General features: G+C 60.3%; 13 protein-coding genes. 9 read left to right on the top strand and 4 right to left on the bottom strand.

Going from position 1 to position 13696, the window contains the following annotated elements; genetic code table 11:
* Positions 1-117: 117 nt before the first annotated feature.
* The 4 genes from ACA041_RS04125 to ACA041_RS04110 all read left to right on the top strand — a co-directional run bounded on the left by ACA041_RS04125 (position 118) and on the right by ACA041_RS04110 (position 4278).
* Positions 118-1092 carry an amino acid ABC transporter permease gene (locus tag ACA041_RS04125; protein ID WP_497439987.1) on the top strand — a complete coding sequence of 325 codons (975 nt, stop codon included), beginning with the start codon at positions 118-120 and terminating at the stop codon, positions 1090-1092.
* 6 nt (positions 1093-1098) lie between these two features.
* Complete coding sequence (locus tag ACA041_RS04120) at positions 1099-1890, top strand: amino acid ABC transporter ATP-binding protein (RefSeq protein WP_497439986.1); 792 nt, start codon at positions 1099-1101, stop codon at positions 1888-1890.
* Between the two features lie 46 nt (positions 1891-1936).
* Complete coding sequence (locus ACA041_RS04115; protein ID WP_497439985.1) at positions 1937-2764, top strand: transporter substrate-binding domain-containing protein; 828 nt, start codon at positions 1937-1939, stop codon at positions 2762-2764.
* A gap of 230 nt (positions 2765-2994) precedes the next feature.
* Positions 2995-4278, top strand: coding sequence for an NAD(P)/FAD-dependent oxidoreductase (locus tag ACA041_RS04110; RefSeq protein ID WP_497439984.1), 1284 nt, complete (start codon positions 2995-2997; stop codon positions 4276-4278).
* 182 nt (positions 4279-4460) lie between these two features.
* Here the strand turns inward: ACA041_RS04110 and trxB are convergent, their stop codons facing one another.
* Entirely contained in the window at positions 4461-5423 is a 963-nt protein-coding gene (gene trxB / locus ACA041_RS04105; protein WP_064679687.1) for a thioredoxin-disulfide reductase, read from the bottom strand.
* 315 nt (positions 5424-5738) lie between these two features.
* Between trxB and cysZ the strand changes: the two genes are divergently transcribed.
* Together cysZ and ACA041_RS04095 are read left to right on the top strand one after the other, a co-directional pair.
* Complete coding sequence (gene cysZ / locus ACA041_RS04100) at positions 5739-6491, top strand: sulfate transporter CysZ (protein ID WP_497439983.1); 753 nt, start codon at positions 5739-5741, stop codon at positions 6489-6491.
* Positions 6492-6531: 40 nt separating this feature from the next.
* Positions 6532-7731 (top strand): glycosyltransferase family 4 protein, encoded by a 1200-nt coding sequence (locus tag ACA041_RS04095; RefSeq protein ID WP_497439982.1) that lies wholly within the window; start codon positions 6532-6534, stop codon positions 7729-7731.
* A gap of 136 nt (positions 7732-7867) precedes the next feature.
* Here ACA041_RS04095 and ACA041_RS04090 read toward each other — a convergent pair whose 3' ends face one another.
* From ACA041_RS04090 to ACA041_RS04080, 3 genes are all read right to left on the bottom strand, one after another.
* The gene (locus ACA041_RS04090) at positions 7868-8971 is read right to left on the bottom strand and encodes an NADH:flavin oxidoreductase (protein WP_497439981.1); all 1104 of its coding nucleotides are present in this window, start codon (positions 8969-8971) and stop codon (positions 7868-7870) included.
* A 217-nt stretch (positions 8972-9188) separates the two neighbouring features.
* Entirely contained in the window at positions 9189-9671 is a 483-nt protein-coding gene (locus ACA041_RS04085; protein ID WP_497439980.1) for a glutathione peroxidase, read from the bottom strand.
* Positions 9672-9792: 121 nt separating this feature from the next.
* Entirely contained in the window at positions 9793-10278 is a 486-nt protein-coding gene (locus tag ACA041_RS04080; RefSeq protein ID WP_007901600.1) for an FKBP-type peptidyl-prolyl cis-trans isomerase, read from the bottom strand.
* Between ACA041_RS04080 and ACA041_RS04075 the strand changes: the two genes are divergently transcribed.
* The 3 genes from ACA041_RS04075 to yihG are packed head-to-tail and all read left to right on the top strand — an operon-like array spanning position 10247 to position 13648.
* The gene (locus ACA041_RS04075) at positions 10247-10585 is read left to right on the top strand and encodes a DUF3565 domain-containing protein (RefSeq protein ID WP_497439979.1); all 339 of its coding nucleotides are present in this window, start codon (positions 10247-10249) and stop codon (positions 10583-10585) included. The two genes, ACA041_RS04080 and ACA041_RS04075, sit on opposite strands and share 32 nt — an antisense overlap.
* 60 nt (positions 10586-10645) lie before the next feature.
* Entirely contained in the window at positions 10646-12745 is a 2100-nt protein-coding gene (gene pta / locus ACA041_RS04070; protein WP_497439978.1) for a phosphate acetyltransferase, read from the top strand.
* Positions 12746-13648: a 1-acylglycerol-3-phosphate O-acyltransferase, YihG family gene (yihG, locus tag ACA041_RS04065; protein WP_497439977.1), complete on the top strand. Its 903-nt coding sequence runs from the start codon at positions 12746-12748 to the stop codon at positions 13646-13648.
* Positions 13649-13696 lie beyond the last annotated feature (48 nt).

Genomic DNA, 13696 nt, shown 5'->3' with positions numbered 1-13696 from the left:
TCAGGGACTGACGTAGCGAATTATGTTCGCTTGTAGTCCCTGATTTTGCGTCGCAATACTGACCCGATAGCCCTTTTACCCAGCGAGATCACGACCACCTACAAGCCTGAGGCATTCATGTATCACGACAATATAATTTATAAAAAAAAGTCCAATGATCCTCAGTTCCTGCTTGGCGTAGCCGTGGTGTTGTTTCTCGGCTCTTACTTGATGAACCTGGGCAACAGCGCCCTCAGTCATTTCCTGCACCCGCTGCTGGGCAATGCCCCGGACAGCCTGACCGCACGCAATATCGCCATCGGCCTGGGTATCGCCGCACTGGGCACGCTGAACTTCCACGTGCTCGGGCGCTTGAAGTTCAAGGTGCAGACCACCGTGGTATGGATCGAACTGTTGATCCTGTTCCTGGCGTTCTTCGACACCTTCGACCTTTCCTACAGCTTCATCCTCGACAAGATCGGCTTCCTGATCATCCAGGGTGCCGCCACCACGCTGTACATCTCCGCCATCGCGATCATGATTGCCTTCGTCCTGGCGCTGATCGGAGCGGTGGCCAAGCTGTCGAACAACGGCCTGGCCAATGCCATCGCCTCGTTCTACACCTCGTTCTTTCGCGGTGTGCCGCTGCTGATCCAGATCTACCTGATTTACCTGGGGCTACCGCAACTGGGTTACGTGGTCGACGCAGTACCGGCCGGCATCCTCGCGTTGTCACTGTGCTACGGCGCCTACATGACCGAGATTTTTCGCGCCGGTATCCAGAGCATTCCGGTGGGTCAGTGGGAAGCTTCGCGGGCACTGGGCATTAACCCGTTCAAGACCCTGAGCCGGGTGATCATGCCGCAGGCCTTGCGGGTGATCATCCCGCCCACCGGCAACCAGTTCATCGCCATGCTCAAGGACAGTTCGCTGGTGTCGGTGATCGGCGTCTGGGAACTGATGTACCTGGCCAAGACCCAGGGCCGCGCGGACTTCCGCCACCTGGAAATGCTGATCACCGCCGCGATGATTTATTGGGCCCTGTCGTTCATCCTCGAACGGGTGCAGGCGCGAATCGAAAAACGGGTCAATCGATCCATAGCAAGGGGCTGATGGCTGATGACTCGGACCAATACTGCGGAACTGCCCGACCTGGCACCTGCTGCGCAGACCAGCCCGTCGATGATTTCCATCATCGGTTTGAACAAGTGGTACGGCAATTTTCATGCGTTGCGCGATGTCGACCTGAACGTCGCCGCCGGTGAAATCCTGGTGGTGTGCGGGCCGTCCGGGTCGGGCAAGTCGACGATGATTCGTTGCATCAACCATCTGGAAAACTTTCAGAAAGGCCAGATTCAGGTCAACGGCATCACCCTCACCAGCGAGGCCGAAAGTGTCAGCGCGGTGCGCCGGGAAATCGGCATGGTGTTCCAGAGCTTCAACCTGTTCCCGCATTTGAGCGTGATGGACAACCTGACCCTGGCCCCGCAACTGGTGCAGGGCGTGTCGAGCGCCGAGGCGAAAAAACGCGCTCAGGTGTACCTGGAGCGTGTGCGGATTGCAGAGCACGCAGACAAGTACCCGTCGCAACTGTCCGGCGGTCAACAGCAGCGCGTGGCAATCGCCCGGGCGCTGTGCATGAACCCCAAGGTGATGCTGTTCGACGAACCGACCTCGGCCCTGGACCCGGAAATGGTCCACGAAGTGCTGGACGTGATGGGCGAGCTGGCCAACGACGGCATGACCATGATTTGCGTGACCCACGAAATGGGATTCGCCAGCAAGGTCGCCGATCGTGTTCTGTTCATGGACCAGGGCCAGGTCATCGAACAAGCCACCCCAGCCGAATTTTTCAACAACCCGCAGACCGAACGCGCGCAGCAATTCCTGTCACAAATCATTGGTCACTGAGCACCGCTTTGCCGCCCCAAAACAATAACGATAAGTGGAGATGGACATGATCAGCAAAAAACACGTCTTGGCAGCCGCAATCTCGCTGGTATTCGTCGGCGCCGCCAACGCCGGAGCGGTCCTCGACAAGATCCAGAGCAGCAAAACCATGACCGTCGCCACGTCGGCGACCTGGCCACCCCAGGGCTTCATCAATGACAAGAATGAAATCGACGGGTTCGATATCGATGTCTCCAAGGAGATCGCCAAGCGTATGGGGGTCGAGGTCAAGTTCATCACCCCCGACTGGGACGTGATCACTGCCGGCAAGTGGAACGGGCGCTGGGACATGTCGGTGGGCTCAATGACCGCCACCAAAAGTCGCGCGCGGATCCTCGACTTCCCCGCCACTTATTACTACGTGCCTTACGTGTTCGCGGTTCACAACAAATCCACACTCACCGACCACAAGGCCCTCAATGGCAAGACCATCGGCGTCGAAGGTGGCACCACGTCCGAGGATTACTTGAACCAGGCGCTGGCCATCGAGGCGACTGACATGCCCCCTGTCGCCTATGACGTACAGACCAAGAAGATGAAGACCTATGCCGGCTCCCTCGGGCCCCTTGATGACTTGCGCCTGGGCGATGGCGTGCGCCTGGACGGCATCCTCACCCAGCGCAGCACGCTGGAAGCTGCCATCAAGAAAAACTACCCGCTGCGCGCCGTCGACGACGGGGTGGTGTTCTACGAACCACTGGCCATTGCCACCGACAAGGGCGATCCGGAGCTGAAAGCCAAACTGGGTGAAATCATCGGTGCCATGCACAAGGACGGCACGCTGACCAAGCTGTCAAACAAGTGGTACGGCGTGGATTACTCGACCGTCAAGTGATACGCCGTCGAACCTGTAGGAGCGAGCTTGCTCGCGAAGGACGTCAACGATGACGCGGGGTGTCTGAATACACACGGTGCCCTTGCGTTTTTCGCGAGCAAGCTTGCTCCTACAGATTCGTACACCGCCAAATTTGCGCGCGATGACGTCAACGATGACGCGGGTTGTCTGAATGCATGCGGCGCCCCTGCATTTTTCGTGAGCAAGCTCGCTCCTACAAAGGATTGACCATGTCCTTCCCCACCACCTGGTATTCCCAGACCTCGCTGCCCCGCGCAGCCCGGCCAGAATTGAACGCCGATGAAAGCTGCGACGTCTGCATCATCGGCGCCGGTATCGCCGGCCTTACCGCCGCCCTGGAACTGACCCGGCGCGGCAAACGCGTGGTGATCCTCGAGGCCCACCAGGTCGCCTGGGGCGCGTCCGGTCGCAATGGCGGCGTGGTCTCGCCGGGTTGGGCGCAAGGGTCGGGGGCGATCCGCAAGAAACTGGGACTGGATCACGCCAAGGCGCTGTTCCAGATGTCGGTCGAGGGCGTGGCGATTGTCCGCCGCAACATCGCCGAACTGGCACTGCCCGGTTGCGATCCATCCGCAGGCACGATTTGCGTCAAGCGCTACGACGACAGCGCGGGTGTGAAAAACCACATCGATACCCTGCGCCGCGACTTCGGCTATGAACTCAACTTCCTCGATACCCCTCAGGTTCGCGAACGGGCTCACACCCTGCGCTATTTCCAGGGTGTCGAAGACCCGAACGCCCTGCACTTCCATCCGCTGAATTATTGCCTGGGCCTGGCCCTCGCCCTCGAAGCAACAGGAGTTCGGATTTTCGAGCAATCGAAAATGCTCGCCTGGCGTCGCGAAGGCGCCGACAAAATCGTCCGGACCGCCCACGGTTCCGTGCGCTGTCAGGACCTGGTGTTCTGTGCAGGCGGCTACGGCGGCCCGGAGTTGCAAAAACTCAGCCGTGCCTACTTGCCGATCGCTACCTATGTGGTGTTGACCGAACACCTGGGCGACTCGATCAAGAACGTCCTAGACTCCGGCGCCGCGTTCTCCGACGACCGCCGCGCCTCGGACTATTACCGCGTGGTCGAAGGCGATCGCCTGCTGTGGGGCGGACGCATCACCACCCGCAACGAACAGAACGAACAAGCCCTGGCGACCATGCTGAAGGCCGACATGGTCTCGGTTTATCCGCAATTGGCACCGGTCAGGATCGAATTGGCCTGGTCCGGTTTGATGGGTTACTCCACCAACAAAATGCCCAATCTGGGATTACTGGAACCGGGTGTGTGGGCGTGCACTTCGTTTGGCGGCCATGGGCTGAATACCGGTTCGATTGGCGGCAGGGTGATCGCCGAGGCCGTGTGCGGGGAGAGTGCGCGCTATGAGTTGTTCAAACCGTACTTGCTGGACTGGAACGGCGGGCCGTTCGGGCGTGTGGCCGCCAATGCGATCTATCAATCGCTGAAGGTCATGGACTTCGTCCACGAGCGATTTCGCGGTTGATCGCAATTTCCCCAAACCCTGTTAACCCTGTGGGAGCTAGCCTGCTAGCGATGGTGTGTCAGCTACATCGATGTGACTGACACACCATCGCTAGCAGGCTAGCTCCCACAAGGTTTGGGTTGACCGCACTTTCTGGGGGCAAAAAAAAACCGGCCAAGGCCGGTTTTTTCATTGCTGCGAAATCAGAACTTGGCGTTCTGCAGATCGTCGAGGTAACGCTCGGCATCCAGTGCCGCCATGCAGCCGGCGCCGGCCGAGGTGATGGCCTGACGGTAAACGTGGTCAGCCACGTCACCGGCGGCGAAGATACCTTCCAGGCTGGTCGCCGTCGCGTTGCCGTCACGGCCGCCCTGCACCACCAGATAACCGTCTTTGAGGGTCAACTGGCCTTCGAACAACGAAGTGTTCGGGGTATGGCCGATGGCGATGAACACGCCGTCAACCGTCAGCTCGTCGAAGCTGCCGTCGTTGTTCTTCAGGCGAGCACCGGTCACGCCCATGTTGTCGCCCAGGACTTCGTCCAGGGTCGCGTTCAGCTTCAGGATAATCTTGCCTTCGGCAACCCGCGCATTGAGCTTGTCGATCAGGATCTTCTCGGCACGGAAGGTTTCGCGACGGTGGATCAAGGTCACAGTGCTGGCGATGTTGGCCAGGTACAGCGCTTCTTCGACAGCCGTATTACCGCCACCGACCACGGCCACTGGCTTGTTGCGGTAGAAGAAACCGTCGCAGGTTGCGCAGGCCGAAACGCCCTTGCCCATGAACGCTTCTTCCGACGGCAGGCCCAGGTAACGGGCGCTGGCGCCGGTGGCGATGATCAGTGCATCACAGGTGTAGGTCGCGCTGTCGCCGGTCAGGGTGTACGGCTTGGCGGCGAAGTCGACGGCATTGATGTGATCGAAGACGATCTCGGTTTCAAAGCGCTCGGCGTGCTCTTTCATCCGTTCCATCAGCGCCGGGCCGGTCAGGCCATGGACGTCGCCCGGCCAGTTGTCGACTTCGGTGGTGGTGGTCAGTTGACCGCCGGCCTGCATGCCGGTGATCAGCAAAGGCTTGAGGTTGGCACGGGCGGCATAGACGGCGGCGCTGTAACCGGCAGGGCCGGAACCGAGAATAATCACTCGCGAATGACGGACTTCAGACATGACCTGCTCCTGTTGACCGGCCTGGAATACCTGGCGCGGAACGCCGGGTTGCCGGCGGGAATAAAAAAGGACCGTTGAAAGCACTTGGGGAAGGCTTGGGCTCGACAGTCCTGTAAAAAGATTGGGTGCAGCGTATCGAGGGGGCGAAGATTAAGGAAATACCGATTAACAATCCAGCTCATAGGCAGTCTCTATCCCATCACGATGGATACATAGGCACCTTTGTTACAGTTAATGTCGATGCTGCTACCGCGCTTTCACCTGTCAGGCAAAGCCGGTAAGGTCGGCGCGTTTCCCCTTTGCTCGGAGCACGATATGCCCGCCCCCGTTCTGTCCGGCCCGCAATACCTGCGCGAAGGCCTCAGGTTGGTCCTGAGCCCCAGCCTGCGCTTGTTCGTATTGTTGCCGCTCGCCATCAACCTGGTGCTGTTCGTCGGATTGATCTATCTGGCCAGCCATCAATTCAGTATGTGGGTCGATACCTTGATGCCGTCCCTGCCGGAATGGCTAAACTTCCTCAGTTACGTCCTCTGGCCGCTGTTCGTGGTGCTGGTGGTGTTGATGGTGTTTTTCACCTTCACCATGCTCGCCAATATCATCGCCGCGCCGTTCAACGGTTTCCTCGCGGAGAAAGTCGAAGTGGTGGTGCGCGGCACCGACGATTTCCCGGCCTTCAGCTGGGGTGAACTGATTGCAATGATTCCCCGCACCCTGTCGCGGGAGATGCGCAAACTTGGCTACTTCCTGCCACGCGCCATCGGGCTGTTCATCCTTTCGTTCATCCCGGTGGTCAACATCATCGCCGCGCCGCTGTGGCTGCTGTTCGGAGTGTGGATGATGGCGATCCAGTACATCGACTACCCGGCGGACAACCACAAGCTGGGCTGGAACGAAATGCTCGCCTGGCTGCGGCAAAAGCGTTGGCAGAGCATGAGTTTCGGCGGGATGGTTTACCTGGTGTTGCTGATTCCAGTGGTCAACATCCTGATGATGCCGGCCGCCGTGGCCGGGGCGACTCTGTTCTGGGTCCGTGAACGCGGCGCGGAAAACCTGGTGGTCCAGCGCTGAACCGGTCACAAATCCATCATCGAAACGCCACAATGACGACATGGCCCCGGCCCACACTGGGGTCATGACGACAGCTCTGCATATCACTCTGATCACCGAAACCTTCCCCCCCGAAATCAACGGCGTGGCCAACACCCTCGGCCGCCTGTGCGACGGCTTGCGCGCGCGCGGGCACCAGGTGGAACTGGTGCGGCCACGCCAGGTGTGCGACCAGCAACTGGGCAGCGACGATGAGTTGCTGTTGTGTCGGGGCTGGCCGCTGCCGGGATATCCCGGTTTGCAATGGGGCCAGTCGTCGATGCACAAGTTGCTGCGACGCTGGCAACGTCAGCGCCCGGACGTGCTGTATATCGCCACCGAAGGGCCGCTGGGGTTGTCGGCATTGCGCGCGGCACGGCGCCTGGGGATTTGCGTGGTCAGCGGTTTTCACACCAATTTCCAGCAATACACCCATCAGTACGGGCTGGGCTTGCTGACCCGTTTGCTGACCCACTACCTGCGCTGGTTCCACAATCGCACGTCCCTGACCCTGGTGCCGAGCGTCAGCCAGCGCCTGGAGCTGGAACGCCGGCATTTCGAGCGGTTGGCGTTGCTGTCGCGAGGCGTCGACAGCCAGTTGTTCCATCCGAGCAAACGGCTGCAGTCGCTACGCGAACAGTGGGGCCTGGCCGAGAGCGACATTGCCGTCATCCACGTCGGGCGCCTGGCACCGGAGAAAAACCTGGGTTTGCTCAAGCGCAGTTTCGATGCGCTGAAAGCGGCTTATCCACGCCGCACGCTAAAGTTGATCGTGGTCGGTGACGGCCCGCAACGAGCAGCACTCGAGAAGGAACTGCCTGACGCCATTTTCTGCGGCACACAACGCGGTGAAGCCCTGGCCAGTCACTATGCATCGGCGGACGTGTTTGTGTTCCCGAGCCTGACCGAGACCTTCGGCAACGTGGTGCTCGAAGCGCTCGCTTCGGGGTTGGGCGTGGTGGCTTACGATCAGGCCGCGGCCGCTCAGCATATTCGTCAGGGCTACAACGGCGTACTGGCGATGCCGGGGGATGAAGAGGCGTTCTGCGATGCCGCGGTGTGGTTGCTGGAAGAGGAGGAAACCTTGCGTTGTGTGCGGCTCAATGCGCGCCAGCATGCGAGTCGCCAGGGCTGGGCGGCGATTATCGAACAGTTCGAGGGGCAGTTGCGGGGGGCTTGTGTTGGGGAGCAGGTGGTGCCGAATGCATCGACCATGCCCTGAATCTTTGGTGACATTGAGTCAGTCTTCGCCGGCAAGCCGGTCTCGCTCCCACAGGTGACCGGATTCTGCCAGAGGAATACGGTTGAATGTGGGAGCGAGACCGGCTTGCCGGCGAAGGCGTCAGTGCGGGCGGCGCTTAAACCAGGGTCATCAACGCCTCACGACTGAACGGCAGGATATCTTCCTCACGCCCGTCACGCACTTTCTGCGCCCAGTCCGGGTCCACCAGCAGCGCACGCCCTACCGCCACCAGGTCGAACTCGTCGTTGTTCAAGCGCTCCAGCAGTTTTTCCAGGCTGGCCGGCTGGGCGATCTTGTCGGTGTTGACCATGAACTGCAGGAACTCGCCGTCCAGGCCGACGCTGCCCACGGTGATGGTTGGTTTGCCAGTGAGTTTGCGCGTCCAGCCCGCCAGGTTCAGCTCAGAACCGTCGAATTCCGGCTCCCAGAAACGGCGTGTCGAGCAGTGGAAAATATCCACGCCAGCGTCAGACAACGGCTTGAGGAATTCACTCAACGCTTCTGGGGTTTGTACCAGGCGCGCGGTGTAATCCTGCTGTTTCCACTGGGAGAAGCGGAAGATGATCGGGAACCCTTCGCCGACCGCCGCACGCACCGCCTGAATCAATTCGATGGCGAAACGCGAACGGTTGGCCAGGCTGCCGCCGTATTCGTCGGTGCGCTGGTTGCTGCCGTCCCAGAAGAACTGGTCCACCAGATAGCCGTGGGCGCCGTGGATTTCCACGCCGTCCATGCCGATGCTCTGGGCATCCTTGGCCGCCTGGGCGAACGCGGCGATCACGTCCTGGATGTCCTGCCGGGTCATGCCGTGAACCACCACCTGGCCGTCCTTGAGTTTTTCCGACGGACCGTAACCTGGCACGCTGGCATCTGGCTCGGTGCCGATGCGGCGCACGCTGCCGACATGCCACAGTTGGGGAACGATCTTGCCGCCTTCGGCGTGGACTGCGTCGACGACTTTCTTCCAGCCAGCCAATGCTGCTTCACCGTAGAAATGCGGAACGTTCGGATAACCGTTGGACGCTTTGTGGTCGACGGTGGTGCCTTCGGTGATGATCAGCCCGACGCCGGCGGCGGCGCGACGACGGTAGTACTCGATGACTTTGGAATTGGGCACGCCACCCGGCGAAAACGAGCGGGTCATCGGGGCCATGACGACGCGGGTCGGCAGTTCGAGGGTGCCAAGGTGGAACGGTTTAAACAGGGCTTTGACGGGCATGGGACGCTCCACGAAACGGAATCGACGGGACATAAATTTTATGACGGCGATAATATGCGCAGTGTCGAGCGATGCACAGCACTATTGATTGCGGTGATTAAGATCTAAAAGTCACACGAAACTGTAGGAGCCGGCTTGCTGGCGATACTGGCGACGCGGTATGTCAGAAATACCGCGTCGCCAGTATCGCCAGCAAGCCGGCTCCTACGGTAGGGAATCAGTTCAGCGCTTTTTCGATCGCCTGGATGACCGAAGGATCATCCGGCGGTGTGCGCGGCGAGAACCGTGCGAGCACGCGCCCGTCCTTGCCGAGCAGGAATTTTTCGAAGTTCCAGGTGATGTCACCCGGGAACTCGGCGCCCTCGCCCGCCAGCAGACGGTACAACTGATGACGATCGTGCCCGTTGACTTCCAGCTTGCTGGACAACGGAAAGGTCACGCCATAGTTGAGGCTGCAGAACTCCTGGATCTCTTGCTCGGTGCCCGGTTCCTGTCCTGCAAACTGGTTGCACGGCAGGCCCAGTACACTGAAGCCTTTGTCCTGGTACTTCTGAAAAAGTTTTTCAAGCGCTGCGTATTGTGGGGTCAAGCCACATTTGGAGGCGACGTTGACCACCAGCACGACACGCCCCTTGAAAGGCGCCAAAGGTAGCTCCTGACCATCCAGGGCTGTCAATTTAAGGTCGTGAAAAGCACTCATGACGAACTCCAGATTCCCGTGTTCTCGAAACAGCCACTTGGCGGCATCGCCAGGGACAGCCGCGGACTAAAAAAGGCGCCCTCGGGCGCCTCTCCAGTTCTCGAAAGCTTAGCGCAGAAAATCAGTGATGATGGCCACCTTCGCCATGGACGTGACCATGAGCGATTTCTTCCTGGCTGGCATCACGGATGTCGATGATCTTGACCTGGAAATTCAGGCGCTGACCGGCCAACGGGTGGTTGCCGTCGACGGTGACATCGTCGCCGTCCAGATCGCGAATGGTGACGATCTGCATCTGGCCGTCCGGAGCGGAAGCGTGGAACTGCATGCCCACTTCCAGTTCGTCCACGCCTTCGAACATGCTGCGGCTCAGGGTGCTGACCAGTTCGGCAGCGTATTCGCCGTAGGCGTCTTCAGGTTCCACGGCAACCGTCAGTTCATCACCGACTGCCTTGCCTTCCAGCGCCTTTTCCAGGCCCGGGATGATGTTACCTGCGCCTTGCAGGTAGACCAGCGGCGCGCCGCCGGCGGAGCTGTCGATGACCTCACCGGCGTCGTTGGTCAGGGTATAGTCGATGGAGACAGCCTTATTGGCGGCGATCAGCATGGGGCGAGACCTTTTGCATAAGAATATAGAAAGACCCAGTTTAGCGAAGCAAACGCCCGAAAGCGAACACAACCCGGACAGACGGGGTGCGGCGCAAGGCTCTACGGTCACAGGCTTCCATCAGGATGAGGACGGCCACTGGGTAGCCGAGCTGTCCTGCGGCCACACCCAGCACCTGCGCCATCAGCCGCCATGGCAGTCCCGGGCCTGGGTCATGAACCCTTTGCTGCGTAATGAAAAAATAGGCCAGCCCTTTGCTTGCGGTTGGTGCGCACAAGGCTCGGTTAGCGATAACCTTGGCGACTGAATATCGGTAGAACGCCAGCCATAGGCGCTCACCATTGCCATGCTCCCTTAGAGAATCCGCATGCAAACTTTTTTTATCGCGCCCACCGATTTTGGTGTGGGTCTGACCTCCATCAGCCTCGGGCTGGTACGTACCCTTGAGCGGGCCGGCCTGAAGGTCGGCTTTTTCAAACCGATTGCCCAGCCCCATCCGGGGGACACCGGGCCTGAACGTTCCACCGAACTGGTGGCACGCACCCACGGCCTCAAACCGCCCAAGCCGCTGGGCCTGGCCCATGTCGAGCGCATGCTCGGTGACGGCCAGCTCGACGAGCTGCTGGAAGAAATCATCACCCTTTATCAGCAAGCGGCTGTCGGCAAAGACGTGCTGATCGTCGAAGGCATGGTGCCGACCCGCAGCGCCAGCTATGCCGCGCGGGTCAATCTGCACCTGGCCAAAAGCCTCGATGCCGACGTGATCCTGGTCTCTGCCCCGGAAAACGAAGTGCTGGCCGAACTGTCCGGCCGGGTGGAGTTGCAGGCGCAATTGTTTGGCGGGCCGAAAGACCCGAAAGTCCTCGGCGTGATCCTCAACAAGGTCAAGACCGATGAAAGCATGGAGGCCTTCGCCTCGCGCATGAAAGAACATTCACCCTTGCTGCGCAGCGGCGATTTCAAATTGCTCGGCTGCATTCCGTTCCAGCCGGAACTCAACGCGCCGCGCACCCGCGACGTCGCCGACCTGATGGGCGCGCAGATTCTCAATGCCGGCGATTACGAAACCCGGCGCATGACCAAAATCATCATCTGCGCCCGCACCATGCGCAACACCGTGGAACTGCTCAAGCCCGGCGTGCTGGTGGTTACCCCCGGCGACCGCGACGACATCATCCTCGCCGTCAGCCTCGCAGCGATGAATGGCGTGCCCCTGGCCGGCCTGCTGCTGACCAGCGACACCCTGCCCGACCCGCGCATCATGGAACTCTGTCGCGGTGCGTTGCAGGCGGGACTGCCGGTGTTGTCGGTGAGCACCGGCTCCTACGACACCGCCAACCAGTTGAACGGCCTGAACAAGGAAATCCCGATCGATGACCGCGAACGTGCGGAGATCATCACCGACTTCGTCGCCAGCCACCTCGATGCCAACTGGCTGCACCAGCGCTGCGGCACGCCGCGGGAAATGCGCCTGTCGCCGGCGGTGTTCCGCTATCAGCTGATCCAGCGCGCCCAGTCCGCCAACAAGCGCATCGTCTTGCCCGAAGGCAGTGAACCCTTGACCGTGCAGGCGGCGGCGATCTGTCAGGCGCGCGGCATTGCCCGCTGCGTGTTGCTGGCCAAACCCGCGGACGTGGAAGCCGTGGCCCGCGCGCAAGGCATCGAGCTGCCACCGGGGCTGGAGATTCTCGACCCGGACCTGATCCGCGAGCGGTACGTCGAACCCATGGTCGCCCTGCGCAAATCCAAAAGCCTCAATGCGCCAATGGCCGAGCAACAACTGGAAGACACCGTGGTGATCGGCACCATGATGCTGGCGCTGGATGAAGTCGACGGCCTGGTGTCCGGGGTCATTCATTCCACCGCCAACACCATTCGCCCGGCCCTGCAGCTGATCAAAACGGCACCGGGCTGCACGCTGGTGTCGTCGGTGTTCTTCATGCTGTTTCCGGAGGAGGTGCTGGTCTATGGCGACTGCGTGATGAACCCGCACCCGAGCGCCAGCGAACTGGCCGAGATCGCCCTGCAAAGTGCGGACTCTGCCGCGGCGTTCGGCATCACCCCGCGCGTGGCGATGATCAGCTACTCCAGCGGTGAGTCGGCCAGCGGCGAAGAAGTCGAGAAGGTGCGCGAAGCGACATTGCTCGCCCACGAACAACAGAACTCGCTGTTGATCGACGGCCCATTGCAATACGACGCCGCCGCCAACGAAACCGTCGCCCGGCAACTGGCGCCGAACAGCCAGGTCGCCGGTCGCGCCACAGTGTTCGTGTTCCCCGACCTCAACACCGGCAACACCACCCACAAGGCCGTACAGCGCAGCGCCGACTGCGTCAGCCTCGGGCCGATGCTGCAAGGCCTGCGCAAACCGGTGAACGACCTGCCGCGCGGCGCGCAGGTCGATGACATCGTCTACACCATCGCGTTGACCGCGATTCAAGCTGCCAACCGACCTCTGGATCTTTAAATGCCGGATTCCTTACCTGCACCCGTGCGCGGCGTAATTGCATCGTTGTTGCTGGCCCTGAATACCATTTTGCTATGCTCGTTTCTGTTCTGCGTGGCGATCTTCAAGGTACTGCCTTTCGCCCTCACCCAGCGCTTCACGCGCTGGCTGATGAGCCATACCCATGAAGCCTGGATCAGCAACAACAAAGCCTGGATGGACCTGGTCTGCCGCACCCGCTGGCACCTCAGCGGCCTGGAAAGCCTGGACTATCGACACTCGTACCTGATCACCAGCAACCACCAGAGCTGGGTCGACATCATGGTGCTGCAATACGTGCTCAACCGGCGCATCCAGCCGCTGAAATTTTTTCTCAAGCAAGAGCTGATCTGGGTGCCGGTGATTGGTCTGGCCTGGTGGACCCTGGGCTTTCCGTTCATGAAGCGCTACTCCAAGGCCTACCTGGAAAAGCACCCGGAGAAGAAAGGCAAAGACCTGGCAACCACGCGCAAGACCTGTGCGAAGTTCCGCCATGACTCGGTGGGGATTTTCAATTTCGTCGAAGGCACGCGCTTCACCGAGGGCAAACATGCGCAGCAGAAATCACCGTTCAAGTACCTGCTCAAGCCCAAGGCGGGTGGCATTGCGTTTGTGCTGGATGCGATGGGCGAGCAGCTCGAGTCGATCGTTAACGTGACCATTCACTACCCGGGCGGGCGTCCGGGGTATTGGGACTTGCTGTGTGGGAATGTGAAGGATGTGGTGGTGCATTTTCAGGAGTTGAAGATTCCGCCGGAGTTTATCGGCAGGAATTACGATCAGGATGGCGAGTATCGATTGCAGTTTCAGGGGTGGATCAATCAGCTGTGGCTGGATAAGGATGCGCTGCTTGAGCAGATGCATCGGGAGTATCCCGCCAAGTAATCAGGTGATTGTGCTCGCGAAGGCGTCCGACCAGACACAGAAAAACCC

The sequence above is a fragment of the Pseudomonas sp. LBUM1676 genome (assembly GCF_059695605.1).
Note: the sequence above shows the minus strand (reverse complement) of the source record. Positions and strands in the feature narration are given on the sequence as shown.